Here is a 19,502-nt window from a genome sequence, read left to right as displayed (position 1 = left end):
CTCCTCAAACCGTGGTGACGGCCGGATCGCCGTCGGAATACAGCCGCTCAAGCAGCGCCTTGCGCCGGTCAAGCACCTTGCGATAGTTCAGGTTGCCCTTGGCGGTCATCTCGCCCTCGCCCATGTTGGGCGGCTCGGCCAGCACCATGGCCCGGCCCACATGCACCGAACTGCCCGACACCTCGCGCGCGCGCTCGGCCAGCCGCCGGTGCACCTCGCCCAGAAGCAGGCGGTCAGTCATCGCGCCGCCCTCGTCCCCGGTGCCAAAGCCTTCCTTTTCCAGCTCGGCCATGTTGGGAAAGATCATCAGCCCGATCTCGTGCCGGTCCGCGCCAGTGACCACCAGGTCGGCCGCGATCGGCGCCAGGATCGCCAGCAGATCCAGCCGCAGCTGCGCCGCCCGCACCCAGGTGCCGGTGTTCAGCTTGAAATCCTCCGAAATGCGGCCATCGAATTTCATGCCCCGATTTGGGTTGCCCACCTCGACGAACTGCATCGCATCGCCGGTGATGAAAAATCCCTCCTCGTCAAAGGCATCCGCCGTCTTTTCGGGGTTGTTGAAATAGCCGGGCATCACGCTCGGCCCCTTCACCCGCACCTCACAGCGCATGTCCTCGTCGGGGATCAGCTTCAGCTCGATACCGGTCATCGGCACCCCGATGCGGCCGGCGCTGTCGGTCGGCTCCTGCTGGAACATCGCCGCCGGCGCCGTCTCCGTCAGCCCCCAGGATGAGGTCATCAAGGGCACCTCGCCCTTCACCTCCATCGCCATTTCCTCCAGCGCGCGCCACATCTCCTGCGGCAGCGACGCGCCCGCGTAGAAAACCATGTCCAGGTCTTCGAAAAAGCGCTGCTTCAGGCCCGCATCCTTGCGGAACGCCTCGATCAGCAAGCCATAGCCAACGGGCACGTTGAAGGCCAGCGTGCCGGTCACCATCGACAGGTTTTCCAGCGTCCGTTCGATCAGCCCCTTCACCGGCTTGCCGTCGTCGATGTAAAGCGCGCCGCCATGGGCCAGCATCATGTTGAAATTGTGCGACCCGCCGAACACGTGGTTCCAAGGCAGCCAGTCCACGATCCGCGGCACCCGGTCCTTCAGGATGGGCAGGCTATCGGCGATCTGCACCTGGTTCACGCACATCATCCTGTGCGTCGTCATCACCCCCTTGGGGGCACTGGTCGATCCGCTGGTCAGCAGGATCTTCACCATCGTGTCGGGCGTCACCGCGTCAAACGCGGCATCCACGTCCACGCCCGTGTCCCCCTTTAGCAGTTCCTCGAACGGCGTGACCTGCGTGTTGGCCCCGGGGCGCGACGCGACGATCTCGATCCCCTCCAGCGCGTCCAGTCGCAGCGCCTCGGCATATTGCTCGGCATCCACCACATAGGCCATTTTCGGCTTCACCAGTTCGATCGCGTGGCGCAAACGCCCATGCGCCCCGTGGATCAGCGAATACTGCTCGGCAATCGGCACCGCGGGGATACCGGCATACTGGCTCGCCAGCGCCAGAAGGCCATGGTCCACCCCGTTGCCCGACATGATCAGGATCGGCGTCCGGTTCGTCAGCCCGCGCGCCAGCAGGCTCGCCGCGATCGCCCGCACCTGCTCCAGCACCGCGCCATAGCTCTCCTCGCGCCAGCCCGCGCCGTAACGCTCGGCCAGGAACACGCGCTCGGGCGCTTTCCCGGCCCATTGGTGCAGCCAGTCGCCGGTGCGCGGCACCGCCTGGTCCAGCGTCTTGTTCGATCGGTAGATCAGCGTGCCATCGCCGCGGTCGGTCAGTGTCGTGTCATGCGGTTGAAACCGTGTGGTTCTCTTCATGCCTTGGCCCCTCCCTGGCCACGCTCAATCAGGTTCATCGCCCGGATCACCTCCCGGCGCTCCTCGTCGCTCAGCGCCACCAGGCGCTGTTCCTCCGCCGCCCGGATGGCATAGCCCGCCTCGCCGGCCACCTCCTGTCCCCGGTCCGTCGCCATCAGCGCATAGGCGCGCCGGTCGGTCGGCACCTTTTCGCGCCGGATCAGCCCCTTGCCCTCCAGGTCATCGACGATCTGCACCAGGTTGGGCCGCTCGATATCCAGGATGTCGGCCAGCTGCGCCTGCCGCAGGCCCGGGTTGTCGACGATCACCACCAGCGCCGAATAGGTCACCAGCCGCAGCTCATAAGGCTCCAACGCACGCATCAGATCGGCCAGCATCACGCTCATCGCACGCTTGACGTGATAGCCGACAAAGCCGCGCAGCGTCGCGTCACCGGCACGCGGGGTCGGCCGTTTTGCCTGCGCCTGCCCCATACTATACCCCGAATTTGGGCGCGCGTTTCTCCAGGAACGCCGCCAGCCCTTCCAGGGCATCCGGGCTCGTCTGGGTCAATGCCGCGCACAGGCTCTCGGTAAAGAGGCCGCCGGCCTTGTCCATGTCCTCGATCCGGCTCAGCGCGTGGATCATCACGTAGTTCGACAAAGGCGCATTGCGCGCAATCTTGGCCGCCAGTTCCTTGGCCAGCGCCAGCGCCTCGCCCTCGCCCACGCTGTAATGCGCCAGCCCCAGCATGAAGCCCTCGTCGGCGTTGTACTTGCGCCCGGTCAGCATCATCTCGGTCATCCGGTCGGCCCCCAGGATGCGGCCCACCCGCACCGATGCGCCGCCGCCCACGTAAATGCCCCGCCGCCCTTCGGGCAGCTGGAAAATGGTCGACGGCTCGGCAATCCGCACATGCGTCGACGTGGCCAGCTCCAGCCCCCCGCCGATCACCGCGCCGAACATCGCGCTCACCACCGGCAAGCCGCCATACTGGATCTTGTCCATGATCGCGTGCCAATGCCGCGAATGGCGCATCGTGCCTTCCGCATCCCGCGCCTGGTGCTCGCTCAGGTCCAGCCCCGAACAGTAATGGCCCTCCACCCCGGTCAGCACCACCGCCTTCACCTCTTCCGGCGGGTTGGAAAAGAACGCGTCAATCGCGTGCAGCAACTCATCGCACATCGCGTTGCGCTTGCCCGGACGGTTCATCGTCACCGTCGCAACACCGTCCTCGATCTCAATCAACAGAATGTCGCTGGCCATGGGTCCGCCTCCCGGGATAGGTAATTTCAATAATAGTTATACATCATATCTATTTTCGCGCAACGATTCCCTTCACCACACATTCAACACCTCCTAACTCATGGTTGACCGGGCGCCCTCCCCCTTCATCTTGCCGCAAATATCCCGGGGGGTCTGGGGGGCTGGCCCCCCAGCCTTGCGCTCCGAGACCGCCTCTCAGGCCCGCGCGTCTCGCAGAGTTTCCGACGAAACCGCCCCTTCCAGCCCGGTCGAGCCATAAAGCCACTCGACCTCGTCATACCAGTCATCCGGCGTCTTGGCGCGCATCACCGCGTTGCGCAGCGCCGCGTGGGCCTCGCCCGGATGATAGACATGGTTGCCGATCTCGCGGCTCTGCAACTGGATGCGCGCGGTGCGCAGCCGGCGCAGCTTCTGGTAGTCGTCCAGCGCCGCCTCCATATCGTCCAGACGCCCCTCCAGCGTCGCGGCCAGCGCCACGGCATCCTCCATCGCCATGCAGGCGCCCTGGGCGAAATACTGCAACTGCGGATGCGCCGCATCGCCCAGAAGGGCCACGCGCCCATCCACCCAGTTCAGCACCGGATCGCGGTCGCACAACACCCAAAGTTTCCAGTTCGTGCCTTTCTCGATGATCTGGCGTGCCACCGGGTTGACGTGTTCGAACCCGCGCGCCACCTCCTCGTTCGTTACCGGCAGTCCGGCCACCGGCTCGGGTGCATCGTTGTGATAGGTCACGACCAGGTTGAACACCTTCCAGCCGCTCAGCGGGTAGTGCACGATATGGCATTTCGGCCCCGCCCACAGCGTCGCCGCGTTCCAGCGCAGGTCCTCGGGCATCTGCTCGGTCGGAATGACGCTGCGATAGGTGGTGTGCCCGCTGACCCGCGGCTTGCCATCGCCCACAACCCGCTTGCGGATATTCGACCACAGCCCATCGGCCCCGATCAACGCCCGGCCGGTGATCCGCTCCCCGTCCTTCAGGATCGCGGTCACCGATGTGCCGTCCTGCTCGTAATCCATCACTTCGGCGCCGGTGCGCAGCTCGACCAGCTCATGCGCCTGGTTGGCTCGCAGGAACACGCCGTACAGATCGCCCCGATGCACCACCGCGTAGGGGTTGCCGAACCGTTTGCGGAACCCCTCGTCCAGCGGAATGCGGGTGATCTCGTCACCGCTGATCGCATCCATCAGGCGCAGGTTGTCGATATAGACCGCCATGTCACGCGCCGCATCGCCCACACCCAGGTAGTCGAAGGCGTGGAAGGCATTGGGGCCCAGCTGGATACCCGCGCCGATCTCGCCCAGTTCCGGCGCCTTTTCCAGAACGATACTGCGGATGCCCTTCTGTGCCAGCCCGATCGCCGTGGCCATCCCCCCGATGCCGCCGCCGGCAATCACGATCCTGTCTTCACTCATGGTACGTCTCCTCCGTCCGGGGCCGACCCATGCCACGCCCCGCCTCGATATTCCCGATTGGTTTCAAACCGTTACTCGGCGCCTGTTATTCGGCCTCGGTCAGCGTCAGCTCGATCGGGTCCAGCCCGTCGATCCCCCCGGTGATCCTGTCACCCGCCACCACCGGGCCCACACCCGCCGGCGTGCCGGTCATGATGATGTCGCCCGGCGCCAGGTGGTAATAGCGCGACAGGTGCTCGATCACCTCCTCGCAGCTCCACACCAGCTCGGCCAGGGTCGCATCCTGCTTGACCTCTCCGTTGACCTCCAGGTGGATGCGCTGATCGGCAACCGTACCGAAATCCACCGCCCGCGTCATCGGCGCCATTACGGCCGAGCCCTCGACATCCTTGCCCATGTCCCAGGGCCGGCGCTTGTCCTTGCCGTCCTGCTGGCGGTCGCGCCGCGTCATGTCGAGGGCGCAGCCATAGGCATAGATCGCATCGGCCGCCTCGGCCTTGCTGGCGCGGAACACCGGCTTGCCGATGGCGATGGCCAGTTCCATCTCGTAGTGGAAATTCTCGGTGCCCGGCGGATAAGGCCGGGTGTCACCCGAATGCGCGCCATGCGCGGCGGACTTGGTGAAATACCACGGCGCTTCGCGGTCCACCTCGGCGCCCATCTCGGCGGCATGGGCGGCATAGTTGCGGCCCACGCAGAAAATGCGCCGCACCGGGTATTCCGCGCTTTCGCCCTTCACGGGCACGGAAAACACCTTGGGGGCATCGAACAGGTAGTCGGTCATCTTTCGCGTTCCTCGTAATATCCAAGTTTGTCCTGAAGCGGCCGGTCATGGACGCGCACCAGGAACGCCTCCTCGCTGGCCTCATGGGTGATTTCGGCAAAGACGGGCGCGCTGAACGTGTCTTTCGGCCCCCATTCGAAAACTTCGCCGTTGATCCGCGTCTTGCCGCGGCCCTTGATCACGTGGAACGCGGCCGAGGACGAACGCAGGTTGGGCGCGTGCGTGGTGCCCGCCGGCAGCATCATGGCGGTAAAGCCCATGGTCGGCAGCACGTCGGCCCCGGTTTCCGGGTTCACATAATCCAGCTCGGCGATGTCATCGCCGCCATAGGCCAGCACCTCGCGCAGCGCGGCCTCGGTGCGCGCCCAGGGGTAGCGCATCATCGGATAACGGCGCAGGCCCGCACCCGGCCGCCGTGTCGGCGCCAGCCCCGCCGCCAGGTACTCCACCTGGCTCGCATCCGGGCGGTTGCGCTGCGCCTGCAGCGGGCCTTCCGTCGCATAGGACCCTTCGAGGTAATAGAAAAGCGGCAGGTCGAGCGCATCCAGCCACACCACCGGTTCTTCGCCCTCGTGCCCGTGGTCGTGCCACTCGCCGCCCGGCGTCAGCACCAGGTCCCCCTCTTCCATGGGCAGCTTCTCGCCATCGACAACCGTGTAGCCGCCCTTGCCTTCTACGACGATGCGTACCGCACTTGGTGTATGCACATGCGCCGGCGCGGTTTCGCCCGGCAGCAGCAGTTGCAGGCCCAGGTAGATCGAAGCCGTCGCCTGCATCGCGCCCACGCCGCGGCCCGGATCGCTCAGTACCAGAACCCGGCGTTCGGCTTTCTCCACCGGCGTCAGCTCGCCCGCGCGCAACAGCAGCGGCCGGATCTTGTCATAGTTCCAGTAGCCCGCCGCCGTCTGCGGCTGCGGTGCACCATGCGGCAGCACGTTGCGCATCATCGGCCACAGCGGCGCGACACCCGCCTTGGTCATATCCTCCCGATAATCCTCGGGCAGCTCGTCGAGCGTTCCCAACTGTTGCGACATCGCGGTCTCCCTCCTCCTGAATTATTAGTATGTATACATACTATAACGGCACCCGTCAAATTTGCATGTATGCTTATCAATCGCTAGGGTCGATGCAAGCGGCAGCGGAGGCTCAGGTGAGCGAAATATACAATATGGCCGGGCACTTGATCCGCCGGCTCAACCAGATTTCCACGGCGGTGTTTTCCGAACGCATGTCCGATATCGGGGTCGAGCTGACCCCGGTTCAATACGCGGCGCTGACGACGATTCGCGAAAATCCCGGTATCGACCAGGCCACGCTCGCAGGCACCATCGCCTATGACAAGGCCACCATCGGCGGTGTCGTCGACCGGCTGGCGGGCAAGGGGCTGATCACCCGCGATATCTCGCCCCGCGACCGCCGCGCGCGCACCCTGACGATCACCGACGACGGCACCGCGCTTTTCGAAAAGGTCGCGCCGGTCGTGCGTGCGCTTCAGCACGATATCCTCGCCGGCCTCGACGACGCCGAGAAGGCCTCGCTTCTGGCGCTGCTGAAGAAAACCACCGATGCGGGTAATACCCGGTCGCGCGCGCCCCTGCGCCCACGCAGCGAAACCGCCTAACCGTCGTCGCGCGGACCCGGAAAGGCGATTACCTGGCCGGGCTCCTCGCCATCGTCCAGCATCTCGCCCAGGCCTTCCTCCATACGCCGCAGCACCTTCTTGATCACCAGCCCGGCATGCCCGTGATAATAGCGCAGTTCGCAGATCACCGGCTCGTGCAACCCCCGGGTTTCCTCGTCCTCGAAATCCGTCCAGGCCGCGATCGGAATGTCGTTCAGCGCCCGGTCGACGATGATCCAGGCATCCTCCTGCACGATCAGGTCCAGCGTCTTCAGCCCGCGCATCTCCATCCGGATGTCGCCAAACCGTGCCAGCGCCCGTTTCGCCAGGTTGTAAAGCCGCGCTTCCACCTTGGTGGGCCAGGCCGACAGCCGCACGATCTGCTCGTGCCGCCAGTACATCACTCGTCGCCCGCCAGTTCGCGCTCGCCATCCCAGCCGGCGGCCTTCGCCCGCTCAACCGCCGCATCATGGATGTCCATGAACCGCGCGCGCATCTCCTCGGGCAGATTGCCGACCAGAAAGCCGTATTTCTCCCATTCGGCATTCACCTTGCGCCACAGATCCTCGATTCCGGCGGCGGTCCAGCCCTCGCAGGTCTCGGTCGGCGGAATGATCCCGAACACCCAGGCATCGCGGATAATCTTGCCGGTATCCGTCATCCCGCCATTCAGGTCATTATGGATGCCCACATATGTCTTGGGCTCTGGCACGCGCGCCTCCTCAGCTGGTGAGGCTTGCAAACAGTTGCGGAAGTTTCTCCGGCAACCGCTCCACATGATCCACGATCGTGTAGTTGTTCGCCCCGAATATGCGTTTCACGTAAGTATCAGCATGGGGATCAAGGGTAAGGCAATAGCTAATCACACCTTTTGAATAGAGCTCTTCCACCGCCTTCTTCGTGTCGTGCCGCAGATGCTGGGGGTCGCGCTCGTCGATATCCGCCGGCTCGCCGTCCGTCACCAGGATCAAGAGCTTCCGCCTCTCGGGCTGTTTCAGCAGCTGCGCACCGGCATGGCGCATCGCCGCCCCCATCCGGGTCGACAGCCCACCCTGCATCCCCTGCAACCTTGCCTTGGCCTCGGCATCGAAGCGCTCGCCGAAATCCTTGAACTTCCAGTAATGCACGTCATGCCGCCCGTCGCTGGCAAAGCCATGCAGCGCGAACGGGTCGCCGATGCCGTTGATCGCGGTCGCCACCAGCGCCGCCGCCTCGCGGGTCAGTTCCAGCACCGTCTTGTCGCTGCCATCCATGCAATCTTTTGTACTCTCGCTCAGGTCCATCAGGACCGTCACCGCCAGGTCACGGGTCTTGATCACGTTGCGCATGGTGATGCGCGGGCTGGGCTGTTCGCCCATCCGCATGGCAATCATCGCATCCACGGCGGCGTTGATGTCGATCTCGTCTCCATCCTCCAGCCCGCGTTGCCGCTCCACGCCCGCGGGCGTCAGCATGTCGACGATCTGCCGGATCCGGTGCGCCACCGGCTTGTGATCCAGCAGGATGCGCTCCACGTCCTCCGCATCGCCCTTCTTCGGCCGCCGTTCGTAAACCGTGGCCCAGTCGGGCCGGTAAAGCTGCACCTGGTAGTCCCATTCCTGGTAGTGATACGGGGCCGAGATCGGCTCCTTCCCCCACATCTCGTTGAAACTCGTCGTCGCCTCGCCTGCGTCCTCGTAGGGGCGGAACTCGTCCTTGCAGACCCAGATTTCCTGCGCGTCGTCGCCGGCCAGCTCGGCATCCACCTCATGCGCCATTTCCATGACCGAGACGTATTTGCGCACCTGCCGCTGGCTGGCCGGGACGTATTCCACCCCCTTGTCCCAGTCGAATTCCTCGAATTCCCAGACAAAGCGGTTGTCACAGCGATAGGGCAGCCGGATCGAGTTGAGGATCCGCAGGCTCGGCACATCGCGCGTGCTGGCAAAGACATGGAACAGCTCCATGCCGACATGCCAGCTGAACATCGGATCATCGGCGCGCACGGCAATTTCCGCGTGGAACTTCGCGCCCAGCGCATCCAGCTCCGCGTGCCCCGTCTCCGCGACCGGATCGTTCAGCAGCACCGCGAACTTCTCCAGCCACTCCACCGTTTCATGCTCGAGATCGCCCTCCTGGCGCAGACCCAGGCACCTTCTCCACAGCTTGCCCAGCCCGGGGAAATCCTGCACCGCCTTCCATTCCACCCGCGCATCTTCCACCAGCGCGATGAAAAACATCTGCGCCGGGCTCAGCTGCTCAGCGGAAATCGCGTCCTTGGTGTACATCAGGTGCGCCGCCTGGTGCGCCACCATAGCCCGGTAAAGCTCCAGCCCCGTGATCCCCTCCAGGTCATCCACCGCGTCGGGCAGGTGCATCACGTGATGCTCCAGGTAGGGCCGGAACCCCTCGTAATCCGCCGCTGTCGGCCGCAGGAAGAAATCCCGCCCCCACAGCGCCCGCAGATAGAAGTTCAGCTTCCGCTGCGTATCGATAAAGAGCGTCCCCTTGCGCTCTTTCTGAAGCATCTTCTTCGAATCCGCGCTCTCCAGCGCGAAATAGGCCGCCAGGTTCTTCAGGTCGCGCCGATAGGCCTCGGCCCCGAAATTCGCCCAGCGCCGCAGCCCTGAAAGCGTCAGCTTGCTCAAAAGCTCGTCGATATTGGCCAGCATCGGCCGCAGCCCCCGCGCCGCCTTGGCCGACAGCTGGTGCACGAGCGTGAGGTACCCGCGCACCAGCTCCGGGTCGCCCAGGCGCCGCGCCGCCGTCGGCAGGCTCGCGAACATCAGGGCGATCACCTCGCCGCTCGTCATCGAGGAAAGCTTCATCGCGGCACTGATGCAGTCGCGGATCACGTCCTCGCCGACCTCTTTCACCACCAGCGGCATGTTTTCCAGGAAGGCCAGCACCACGTCGTAACCGCGGCCCAGGTTGCACAACCCCTTGGCGCCTTCCATGTAATCGCTCAACCCCGCCGGGCTCATCACCCGCGCGGCCTCGTGAAAGGTCGCCTCCAGCGTGTCGAAAATCTCTTCCGGCGCCCTGGCGAAACAGTCGCGATAATCTTCGAGGTTCACGCTCATCCGGTTCCCTCCGAAAGCGCCGCCGCGCGGCGCCGCCCTGCGCGCCCGCGCGGGCGCGCCTCCCCTCTCAAACGAAGAACGTCTCCACCGCCGCCTGCAAGGTCTGGCGCATGTCCGGATCATCGGTCAGCGGCGTCACCAGCGTCATCTGGCAGGCCGCCACCGGGTCGACCCCCTCGGCGATCATCTGACCGGCATAGACCATCAGCCGGGTCGAGATCCCCTCATCCAGCCCATGGCCCTTCAGGTTCCGCGTGCGATGCGCCACCTGCACCAGTTTCTTGGCAGTCTCCGCATCGACCCCAGCCTCGCGCGCCACGATCTCGGCCTCGATCTCCGCCTCGGGGTAATCGAAATCCAGCGCCGCGAAACGCTGCTTGGTCGATTGCTTCAGGTCCTTCATCAGGCTCTGGTAGCCGGGGTTGTAACTGATCACCAACTGGAAATCCGGGTGCGCCTCGATCAGCTCGCCCTTCTTGTCCAGCGGCAGCGTGCGCCGGTGGTCAGTCAGCGGATGGATCACCACTGTGGTGTCCTGGCGCGCCTCGACCACCTCGTCGAGATAACAGATCGCCCCGATCCGCGCCGCGGTGGTCAGCGGCCCGTCCTGCCACTTGGTCCCGTCCTTGTCCAGAAGGAACCGGCCCACCAGGTCGCTCGCGGTCATGTCCTCGTTGCACGCCACGGTGATCAGCGGTCGGCCCAGCTTCCAGGCCATGTATTCCACGAAGCGCGACTTGCCACAGCCCGTCGGCCCCTTCAGCATCACCGGCATCCGCCGCTTATAGGCCGCCTCGTAAAGCGCCTCTTCATTGGCCACCGCCCTGTAGAACGGTTCGGCCTTCACCTCGAACTGGCTGACGTCATGCGCGGTCATCGGATCATTCCTCCCTGATCCCCTGCTTCATCTGACTGAAAATACCTCGGGGGTGTGGGGGCAGAGCCCCCACCCTGGTCGGACCGCCCCTGGGCGGTCCGAACCCTGTCACACCGGCTTGCCGCGAAAAACGACCATCTCGGCGCCCTTCGACTGCTTGTAGTTGTCAAAGCCCACCAGGCGCACGTGGTTGTTGGGATGCGCCTTGTGGCAGGCCTCGGCTTCGGCCAGCACCCGGTCCACGTCGGTTTCGCCGAACATCGGCAGCTTCCACATGTACCAGTAATGGCCAAAGGCGTTTTCCGGCTCGGTATGTTCGATCGCCGGGTTCCAGCCCTTCGACACAATGTATTCCACCTGCTTGCGGATGCCGTCGGCATTCATCTCGGGCAGATAGGAAAAGGTCTCGAACTTGCGGCTGGTAACGTCACTCAGGCTCGATTTGTAGTCCTGCATCTCACTCATGGGTTCAGTCCTTCAATGTCAGAATTTCGGAATGGGTGGCCCCTTGCAGGGGCCGCGCCCTGGGCAGGCCCCTCGCGGGGCCGCCCTTCTCAGCGGTGCTGCACGTCCAGCTTGTCGACCGTGTCAAACTCGAACTTGATCTCTTTCCAGGTCTCCATCGCCATTTTCAGCTCGGGGCTGTGCTCGGCGGCCTTGGTCAGAATCTCCTTGCCTTCGCGCTCCAGCTCGCGGCCCTGGTTGCGGGCCTCGACGCAGGCTTCCAGCGCCACGCGGTTGGCCGCGGCGCCCGCCGCGTTGCCCCACGGGTGGCCCAGCGTGCCGCCGCCGAACTGCAGAACCGCGTCATCGCCGAAGATCGTGACCAGCGCCGGCATGTGCCAGACATGGATACCGCCCGATGCCACGGCAAAGGCCCCGGGCATCGCGCCCCAGTCCTGATCGAAGAAGAGCCCGCGCGAGCGGTCTTCCTTGACATAGCTTTCGCGCAGCAGGTCGATCCAGCCCAGCGTGGACTCGCGGTCGCCTTCCAGCTTGCCGACCACGGTGCCGGTGTGCAGGTGATCGCCACCCGACAGGCGCAGCATCTTGGTCAGCACGCGGAAATGGATGCCGTGGTTGGGGTTGCGGTCCAGCACCGCGTGCATGGCGCGGTGGATATGCAAGAGCATGCCGTTGTCACGGCACCAGTTGGCCAGCCCGGTGTTGGCGGTGAAGCCACCGGTCAGGTAGTCGTGCATGATGATCGGCGCACCCAGCTCCTTGGCGTATTCGGCGCGCTTGTACATCTCTTCCGGTGTCGGCGCGGTGACGTTCAGGTAGTGGCCCTTGCGCTCACCGGTTTCGGCCTCGGCCTTCTCGATCGCTTCCATCACGAAATCGAAGCGCTGGCGCCAGCGCATGAAGGGCTGGCTGTTGACGTTCTCGTCATCCTTGGTGAAGTCGAGACCACCGCGCAGGCATTCATAGACCGCACGGCCATAGTTCTTGGCCGAAAGGCCCAGCTTGGGCTTGATGGTGCAGCCCAGCATCGGGCGGCCATATTTGTTCATCACGTCGCGCTCGACCTGGATGCCATGGGGCGGGCCGCCACAGGTCATCACATAGGCCAGCGGCACCCGCACGTCTTCCAGGCGCAGCGCACGCACCGCCTTGAAGCCGAACACGTTGCCGACCAGCGAGGTCAGCACGTTCACGACCGAGCCTTCCTCGAAAAGGTCGATCGGGTAGGCGATGAAGGCATAGAAGGCTTCATCGTTGCCCGGCACGTCCTCGATCGCATAGGCGCGACCCTTGTAGTAATCCAGATCGGTCAGAAGGTCCGTCCAGACCGTCGTCCAGGTCCCGGTCGAGGATTCGGCGGCAACGGCCGCGGCCGCTTCTTCGCGCGGCACGCCCTCCTGCGGGATCACCTTGAAACAGGCAAGGAAATCGGTGTCTTTCGGGGTGTAATCGGGCATCCAGTAGGTTTCCCGATACTCCTTCACCCCTGCGCTATATGTCTTGGCCATGGCTTGAGCTCTCCTCCATACGTCTCGCACGTCCCAAATCTCTGACAGGGGCTGGCGCAACGGGCCGGGCCCCCAGGTCACGCTCAGACCTAGGCCAAGGGTTGAATAATGAACACTAGATTGTTTTTATGATTACCATAGACTATTGTTTATGCCTCTGCTCCCCCGGCCCCAGCCCGCGGGAATCCAAGGAAAAAACCGGCAAGGGACGACCAAGATGATCCATCCGACGCTTCAGCAGATGCGCCTGTTTGCCGCGGTTGCCCGCCACCGCAGCTTCACCCGCGCCGCCGAAGAGGTGCACCTCACGCAGCCCACGGTCTCGATGCAGGTCAAGCGGCTGGAGGAAAAGATCGGCATGCCGCTGACCGAGCAGATCGGCAAAACGTTGCACCTGACGGCCGCGGGCGAAGAGGTCTTTGCCGCCTGTACCGACGTGCTCGCCCGGCTGGACGGTCTGGAAACCTCGCTCGACGATCTGCGCGGCAACATCGCCGGGCCGCTCAATGTCTGCGTCGTCTCCAGCGCGAAGTATTTCATGCCGCAGCTCTTGGGCAGCTTCACCCGGCGGTATCCGCAGGTCAGCCCCCGGCTGCAGATCACCAACCGCGAAACCCTGCTGTCGCGCATGTCGGCCAATGCCGACGACATCTATGTCACCGGCCAGGTGCCCGAAGGCTTCGACGTGCAGGACGACCCGTTTCTCGAAAACGTCATCGTCGTCGTGGCCCACCCCTCGAACCCGCTGGCGCAGGCCCGCAACATCCCGCTGGAGCGGCTGGCCGAAGAGGATTTCATCCGCCGCGAACCCGGCTCGGGCACGCGCAAGGCGGTGCAGCGGCTGTTCGAGGCACAGGGCGTCACCCTGCCCCCGCATATGGAGCTCGATGACAGCGAAGCGATCAAGCAGGCGGTGATCTCGGGGCTGGGCGTGGCGTTCCTGTCGCTGCATTCGCTGCGGCTGGAACTGGCCGCGGGCGAGCTCGTCACCCTCGATGTCGCACATTTCCCCCTGCGCCGGCGCTGGTACGCGGTGCACCGCCGCGGCAAGCACCTGTCGAACGCTGCGCGCGCCTTTCTCGACTACCTGCTGAACGAGGGCGAACCCGAAGTCGCCCACCTTCTGCACCTCGACGCCGCACCGCCCTCGAAATGAGCGCCTGCGGCGCGCATCATGCATGGGCAGGGGGCGCTCGCGCCCCCTCTGCCTTCGGCATTCACCCCCTGAAGGTATTTCCGGTCAGATGAAGCGGGGGATCAGGCCAGGGCTGTCGCCACCGCGCGCGACAGCTTGCCCACCACCTCGTCCACCTGCGCATCCTCCATGATGAAAGGCGGCGCCAGCAGCACGTGATCGCCGCGCCGCCCGTCGATCGTGCCGGCCATCGGATAACAGATCAGCCCTTCCTGCATCGCCGCCGCCTTCAGCCGCCCGGCCACCCCGCGCGCGGGGTCCAGCGGCTCCTTGGTGTCGCGGTCGGCCACGAACTCGACCCCCAGGAACAGGCCCCGCCCGCGGATATCGCCAACGTTCGGGTGCTGGCCGAACTCGGCCTCGAGCGCCGCGCGCAGCCTGGCGCCCTTGTCACGCACATTGGCGATCAGGTCACGCTCTTCGAAGGCCCTGAGCACCGCCACACCCGCCGCCGCCGCGGCGGCATGGCCCAGGTAGGTATGGCCATGCTGGAAAAACCCGCTGCCGCCCTGGATCGCGTCGTAGATCCGGTTCTGGCACATCATCGCGCCGATCGGCTGATAGCCCGCGCCCAGGCCCTTGGCGATGGTCACGATATCAGGGCTGATGCCTTCCTGCTCGCAGGCGAACAGGCTGCCGGTGCGGCCCATGCCGCACATCACCTCATCCAGGATCAGCAGCACGCCGTGCCGGTCGCAGACCTCGCGCACGCCCTTGAAATAACCCTCGACCGGGGTGATCGCCCCTGCCGTGGCCCCGCCCACGGTTTCGGCGATGAAACACATCACCGTCTCCGGTCCCAGACGTTCGATCTCGGCCTCCAGCTCCGCGGCCAGCCGCGCGCCATACTCCGCCGCGCTCTCGTCCGCGCGCTTGCCGCGGTATTCGAAACAGGGCGAAACCAGATGCGTGTCAATCAGCAGGGGCGCGAAAGGTTCGCGCCGCCACTCGTTGCCGCCGGCGGCCAGCGCCCCCAGCGTGTTGCCGTGATAGCTCTGCCGCCGCGCGATGATCCTGTGCCGCTTGGGTTCACCGATCTCCAGGAAATACTGCCGCGCCAGTTTCAGCGCCGCCTCGACTGCCTCGGACCCGCCCGAGACGAAATAGACCCGCTCCAGCCCTTCGGGCGCGCGGGCGGCCAGCATGTCGGCCAATTCCTCGGCCGGGTCCGAGGTGAAAAACCCGGTATGGGCAAAAGCGAGGCTGTCCAGCTGCGCCTTCACCGCCTCGCGCACGCCGGCATCGGAATGGCCCAGGCACGACACCGCCGCGCCGCCCGAGCCATCGAAATAGCGCTTGCCGTCGCTGTCGATCAGGTAGCAGCCGTCTCCGGCCACCGCCTTGGGCAGGTGGGCCTTGGTATGGCGGGGAAACACATGCGACATCTCTGGGTCCTTTTCATCCCGGTTGCGGGCCGGTTGCACGCCCCGCGACATTACAAGAGTTGCGAAAACCTTGCAAAAATATCATACGTTATTTCACCTCTCCCAACCTATGGCACGCGCATGGATCCCACCCTCAAGGCCCGCACCATCACCCGCCTGAAAACCGCGCTGCCGGGCCTCTCGCCGCAGTTGCAGGCCGCCGCGAAATACGTGGTCGACAATCCCGCGCTTTTCGGAATCGACTCGATCCGCGACAGCGCACAGAAGGCCGGCGTCTCGACCTATTCGCTGATCCGCCTGGCCGAACGGCTTGGCTTTGACGGGTTCGAGGATTTCCGCGCCCCCTTCCGCCACGCGCTCACCTCGACCGCGCCCATTGCCTCGATACCCGGCTGGATCGAGGAGATGCGCGCCCAGGGCAACATCGGACAGGCGCAGGCCGATGTCACGCTGAACACGCTGTCGGTGGTGCAGAACTCTCTGGCCCGCCAGGCCCCCGAAACCATGGAGCGCGCCGTGCGCATGCTGCTCGCGGCGCGCACCGTCTATCTCACCGCGATGCGCTCCAGCTATGGGCTCGCCTATCACTTCCACTATGTCGGGCGCATGGCGCTGACCACGCTGCAACTGATCCCGCAGCACATGAACTCGGCCATCGACGATCTCAACACCGCCGGGCCCGAGGACGTGTTGATCGCTATCACCGTTTCACCCTATTCGCGCGAAACGATCGAGGCCTGCGAGTTCGCGCAGGAGCGCGGCGTGAAGCTGATCCTCGTCACGGATTCCGAGGTAATGGCCGCGAACTTCCGCCCCGAGGTGACGCTTGTCGCCTCCACCCTCTCGACCCACCATTTCGGCACGTTCTCAGGGGTGATGTCGGTGCTGGAAACGCTGCTCGCGCTCCTCGTCAACATGGGTGGCCCCGACGCGGCGCAGCGCATCTCGTCCTACGAAGAGTTGCGCAAGGCGCATAACGTCTACTGGAGTGCGAAGGCAAAACAATAGTTTTGCCCGCCGCCCCATGCGTCGGGCTCAGCGAATCACTGTCACCGATTGCTTGGCATGGCGCACCACCCGCGCGGCATTGGGGCCCAGCAGGTAATCCTGCATGCCCGGCCGGTGCGATGCCATCACGATCATGTCGACGCCCAGCTTGTCGGCCACGCCGGTGATCTCCTTGTAGATCGTGCCGTGGCGCACATGCGGGATGGGCTGCACATCGTCGGGGAAATGCTCCTTGATGAAGGCATCCAGCGTCGCCTTCGTCTCGGTCATCGCGTTTTCCGAAAACCCTTTCGGGAAATACGACCCCACGATCGCCATGCCGTAATCGGGAATGACGGTCAGCACATGCAGCTCGGCCCCGTGCGCCCGCACCAGTGACACCGCGTGCGCAATCGACTTTTCCCAGCCGGCCTCGTGAAACAGGTCGATCGCCAGAAGAACCTTTTGCATCTCATCTCTCCTTTTCACGCCGTCGCCGGCTGCGCCCGGCGGACACGGCCGCGCTGCAGCCAGATGACCAGCAACAGCAGCAAGAGCGCCGGGGCATAGAACACTTCCTTCGGCATCCGGTCGGCTTCCTGCTCCACCGCTTCGACCTCCCAGTCGAAATCGACGCCCTGCTGTTGCAGGTCACCGCCAAAGGCCAGGTTGTCGACATAGACCTTGCCGTCATCCTCGGTGCGGAAGGCGATGCCGGCATGCCGGTCCAGCCGCATTGCTCCATCTCCGTCGGCCTGGTTGCCCAGCGGCAGGCGCACCGTCACCGTGTCGATCTTGCCGGTGGCGAAGTTCTCGCCGGTCAGCCGCGCCCGCAGGCTGGCACCATCCGGCGCGTTGCCCGCCAGCTCGACCAGCTTCGCCGGCTCCACCTCGACATACGGGTCCTCGACCATGTCCAGCCAGAAACCCGGCCGGAACAGGGTAAAGGCGATCAGCAGCAACGCCAGGTTTTCCCACATCTTCGATCTGGTCAGGAACCAGCTTTGCGTCGCCGCCGCAAACAGCATCATCGCGATCACCGCGACAATGAAGACGAACACCGCCTTCGCCGGGGTCACGTCGATCAGGAGCAGCTCGGTGTTGAAGATGAACAGGAACGGCAGGATCGCCGTGCGCACATCATAGCTGAAACCGATGACGCCGGTCTTGATCGGGTCGCCCTTGGAAATCGCCGCCGCGGCAAAGGCGGCAAGGCCCACGGGGGGCGTGTCATCGGCCAGGATCCCGAAATAGAAGACGAACATGTGCACTGCGATCAGCGGCACGATCAGCCCCGATTTCGCCCCCACCGCGATGATCACCGGCGCCATCAGCGAGGTGATGACGATATAGGTCGCCGTCGTCGGCAGGCCCATGCCCAGCACCAGGCTGAACAGCGCCACGAAGATCAGCATCAGAAGAAGGTTGCCGCCCGAGATCGCCTCGATGAACTCGCCGATCACCTGGTGCGCGCCGGTCAGGCTCACCGTGCCGACAATGATGCCGGCGGTGCCCGTCGCCACCGCGATGCCGATCATGTTGCGGCTGCCCGAAATCATCCCGTCCAGGAACTCGGCCCAGCCACGTGCCCAGTCGCTCAGCCCCTCGCCGCGGAACATCGCCTTCAGCGGATGCTGGGTCAGCATGACGAAAATCATCGCCAGCGTCGCCCAGAAGGCCGACAGGCCGGGCGACAACCGCTCGATCATCAGGTTCCAGATCAGCACCACCACCGGCAGGATGTAGTAATAGCCGGTTTTCGCCACCGGCCCCGGTTCGGGCAACTCGGTAAAGGGCGCGTTCGGGTCGTCGATCTCAAGATCGGGATATTGCGCTGCCCAGCGCAGCAGCACCAGGTAGGCGGCGAAAAACAGCACCATCATGCCCGGCAGCGACCAGGACCCCAGCACCGGTTTCAGCCAGCCAAGGCCATAGTAGATGCCCAGGCACAGCGCGCAGAACACCGCCACGCCCAGCGCTAGGCTGGCAAGCTTCTGCGCCAGGCTGCGCGCCGCCCCTTTGCGCGGCAGGCCCTCAAGGCCCATCTTCGCCGCCTCCAGGTGCACGATGTACACCAGCGCGATGTAGGAAATGATCGCGGGCAGGAAGGCGTGCTTCACCACCTCCAGGTAGGAAATGCCAACGTATTCCACCATCAGGAAGGCCGCGGCCCCCATCACCGGCGGCGTCAGCTGCCCGTTGGTGGACGATGCCACCTCGACCGCGCCCGCCTTCTCGGCCGGAAAACCCACCCGCTTCATCAGCGGAATGGTAAACGTCCCCGTCGTCACCGTGTTGGCAATGGACGAGCCCGAAATCAGCCCCGTCGCCGCCGACGCGACAACCGCAGCCTTGGCCGGGCCGCCCTTCAGATGCCCCATGAGCGCGAAGGCCAGCTTAATGAAATAGTTCCCTGCCCCCGCCTTCTCCAGCAGCGAGCCGAACAGCACGAAGAGAAACACCATCGACGCCGACACCCCCAGCGCCAGGCCGAACACGCCCTCGGTCTGCATCCAGAAATGCCACATCGCCTTGCCGAAACTCGCGCCCTTCCACTGCATCGCGTCGGGAAAGAACTCGGCATCGCCGAAAAACACGTACATCAGGAAGAAAAACGCCACGATCACCATCGGCAGGCCCAGCGCCCGGTAGGTGGCGATCAGCACCACCGACAGCCCGATGGCCGAGGCCCACAAATCGCCCGTCGTCGGCAGGCCCGCCCGGTCGGCGATCGCCGAAGAGAAAACGATCAGGTAAAACGTGGCAAACAGCCCGCCCGCGATCAACAGCCAGTCATACCAAGGGATCCGGTCGCGCGGGCTGCCCTTGAACATCGGAAAGGCCAGCGTCGCCAGCGTCAGGCCAAAGGCCAGGTGGATGATCCGCTCGATATCCGAATTGACGTAGAACCAGTTCAGCCCGGTCCATTGCGCGATCAGCGCCGGCATGGGCGAGGCGTTATAGACCTGTAAAACCGCCCAGAGCAGCGCCACACCGGCAATCAGGCTGCCCTGCCAGCCCAGCGGGTTGCGCGCCCCCACGTCCAGATCGGCCGCAAAGGCCTCGGCATCGGCCACGCGCTGCGGGCCCCGGCTCTCGTCACTGGTCATCTTGTTCCCCCGTCTGTCGGGCCCG

General features: G+C 64.7%; 18 protein-coding genes. 3 read left to right on the top strand and 15 right to left on the bottom strand.

Translation table 11 applies throughout. The features are described 5' to 3' along the window. Positions 1–4: 4 nt before the first annotated feature. The 6 genes from E0501_RS12835 to E0501_RS12810 all read right to left on the bottom strand — a co-directional run bounded on the left by E0501_RS12835 (position 5) and on the right by E0501_RS12810 (position 6,301). On the bottom strand, positions 5–1,822 hold the full coding sequence (locus E0501_RS12835; RefSeq protein ID WP_137701732.1) for a feruloyl-CoA synthase: 1,818 nt from the start codon (positions 1,820–1,822) through the stop codon (positions 5–7). Then, on the bottom strand, positions 1,819–2,295 hold the full coding sequence (locus E0501_RS12830; RefSeq protein ID WP_137701731.1) for a MarR family winged helix-turn-helix transcriptional regulator: 477 nt from the start codon (positions 2,293–2,295) through the stop codon (positions 1,819–1,821). The genes E0501_RS12835 and E0501_RS12830 overlap by 4 nt, the downstream gene beginning before the upstream one ends. Position 2,296: 1 nt before the next feature. Continuing rightward, complete coding sequence (locus E0501_RS12825; RefSeq protein ID WP_137701730.1) at positions 2,297–3,067, bottom strand: crotonase/enoyl-CoA hydratase family protein; 771 nt, start codon at positions 3,065–3,067, stop codon at positions 2,297–2,299. Between the two features lie 195 nt (positions 3,068–3,262). Continuing rightward, positions 3,263–4,483 carry a 3-hydroxybenzoate 6-monooxygenase gene (locus tag E0501_RS12820; RefSeq protein WP_137701729.1) on the bottom strand — a complete coding sequence of 407 codons (1,221 nt, stop codon included), beginning with the start codon at positions 4,481–4,483 and terminating at the stop codon, positions 3,263–3,265. 85 nt (positions 4,484–4,568) lie between these two features. Then, entirely contained in the window at positions 4,569–5,267 is a 699-nt protein-coding gene (locus E0501_RS12815; protein ID WP_137701728.1) for a fumarylacetoacetate hydrolase family protein, read from the bottom strand. Continuing rightward, positions 5,264–6,301: a cupin domain-containing protein gene (locus tag E0501_RS12810; protein WP_137701727.1), complete on the bottom strand. Its 1,038-nt coding sequence runs from the start codon at positions 6,299–6,301 to the stop codon at positions 5,264–5,266. The genes E0501_RS12815 and E0501_RS12810 overlap by 4 nt, the downstream gene beginning before the upstream one ends. A 116-nt stretch (positions 6,302–6,417) precedes the next feature. On the opposite strand from E0501_RS12810, the gene E0501_RS12805 reads away from it, so the two are divergent. Next, complete coding sequence (locus E0501_RS12805) at positions 6,418–6,888, top strand: MarR family winged helix-turn-helix transcriptional regulator (RefSeq protein WP_235857837.1); 471 nt, start codon at positions 6,418–6,420, stop codon at positions 6,886–6,888. Here E0501_RS12805 and E0501_RS12800 read toward each other — a convergent pair. The 6 genes from E0501_RS12800 to E0501_RS12775 form a co-directional block, all read right to left on the bottom strand. Beyond that, positions 6,885–7,289 carry a hypothetical protein gene (locus tag E0501_RS12800; RefSeq protein WP_137701725.1) on the bottom strand — a complete coding sequence of 135 codons (405 nt, stop codon included), beginning with the start codon at positions 7,287–7,289 and terminating at the stop codon, positions 6,885–6,887. The genes E0501_RS12805 and E0501_RS12800 overlap by 4 nt on opposite strands. Continuing rightward, complete coding sequence (locus E0501_RS12795; protein WP_137701724.1) at positions 7,289–7,600, bottom strand: hypothetical protein; 312 nt, start codon at positions 7,598–7,600, stop codon at positions 7,289–7,291. Before E0501_RS12795 ends, E0501_RS12800 begins: the two co-directional genes overlap by 1 nt. Positions 7,601–7,610: 10 nt before the next feature. Beyond that, positions 7,611–9,950, bottom strand: coding sequence for a nitric oxide reductase activation protein NorD (locus E0501_RS12790; protein ID WP_137701723.1), 2,340 nt, complete (start codon positions 9,948–9,950; stop codon positions 7,611–7,613). Positions 9,951–10,017: 67 nt separating this feature from the next. Continuing rightward, entirely contained in the window at positions 10,018–10,827 is an 810-nt protein-coding gene (locus E0501_RS12785; protein WP_137701722.1) for a CbbQ/NirQ/NorQ/GpvN family protein, read from the bottom strand. 108 nt (positions 10,828–10,935) lie between these two features. After that, positions 10,936–11,292, bottom strand: a complete 357-nt coding sequence (locus tag E0501_RS12780; protein ID WP_137701721.1) for a ribulose bisphosphate carboxylase small subunit — start codon at positions 11,290–11,292, stop codon at positions 10,936–10,938. Between the two features lie 89 nt (positions 11,293–11,381). Next, positions 11,382–12,800, bottom strand: coding sequence for a form I ribulose bisphosphate carboxylase large subunit (locus E0501_RS12775; protein WP_137701720.1), 1,419 nt, complete (start codon positions 12,798–12,800; stop codon positions 11,382–11,384). Positions 12,801–13,017: 217 nt separating this feature from the next. Here E0501_RS12775 and E0501_RS12770 point away from each other — a divergent pair, with 217 nt between their 5' ends. Beyond that, on the top strand, positions 13,018–13,956 hold the full coding sequence (locus E0501_RS12770) for a LysR family transcriptional regulator (RefSeq protein ID WP_137701719.1): 939 nt from the start codon (positions 13,018–13,020) through the stop codon (positions 13,954–13,956). 101 nt (positions 13,957–14,057) lie between these two features. On the opposite strand, the gene E0501_RS12765 is transcribed toward E0501_RS12770, so the two are convergent. Then, positions 14,058–15,380, bottom strand: a complete 1,323-nt coding sequence (locus E0501_RS12765; protein ID WP_137701718.1) for an aspartate aminotransferase family protein — start codon at positions 15,378–15,380, stop codon at positions 14,058–14,060. A gap of 120 nt (positions 15,381–15,500) precedes the next feature. On the opposite strand from E0501_RS12765, the gene E0501_RS12760 reads away from it, so the two are divergent. Next, positions 15,501–16,388, top strand: a complete 888-nt coding sequence (locus E0501_RS12760; protein ID WP_137701717.1) for a MurR/RpiR family transcriptional regulator — start codon at positions 15,501–15,503, stop codon at positions 16,386–16,388. 27 nt (positions 16,389–16,415) lie between these two features. On the opposite strand, the gene E0501_RS12755 is transcribed toward E0501_RS12760, so the two are convergent. Then, a complete protein-coding gene (locus E0501_RS12755; protein ID WP_137701716.1) occupies positions 16,416–16,838 on the bottom strand; it encodes a universal stress protein in 423 nt (140 codons plus the stop codon). A gap of 14 nt (positions 16,839–16,852) precedes the next feature. After that, positions 16,853–19,477 (bottom strand): TRAP transporter permease, encoded by a 2,625-nt coding sequence (locus E0501_RS12750; protein WP_137701715.1) that lies wholly within the window; start codon positions 19,475–19,477, stop codon positions 16,853–16,855. Positions 19,478–19,502: the final 25 nt, after the last annotated feature.

It is taken from the genome of Marimonas lutisalis, from assembly GCF_005434965.1.
In the GTDB taxonomy this organism is placed as follows: domain Bacteria; phylum Pseudomonadota; class Alphaproteobacteria; order Rhodobacterales; family Rhodobacteraceae; genus Marimonas_A; species Marimonas_A lutisalis.
Note: the sequence above shows the minus strand (reverse complement) of the source record. Positions and strands in the feature narration are given on the sequence as shown.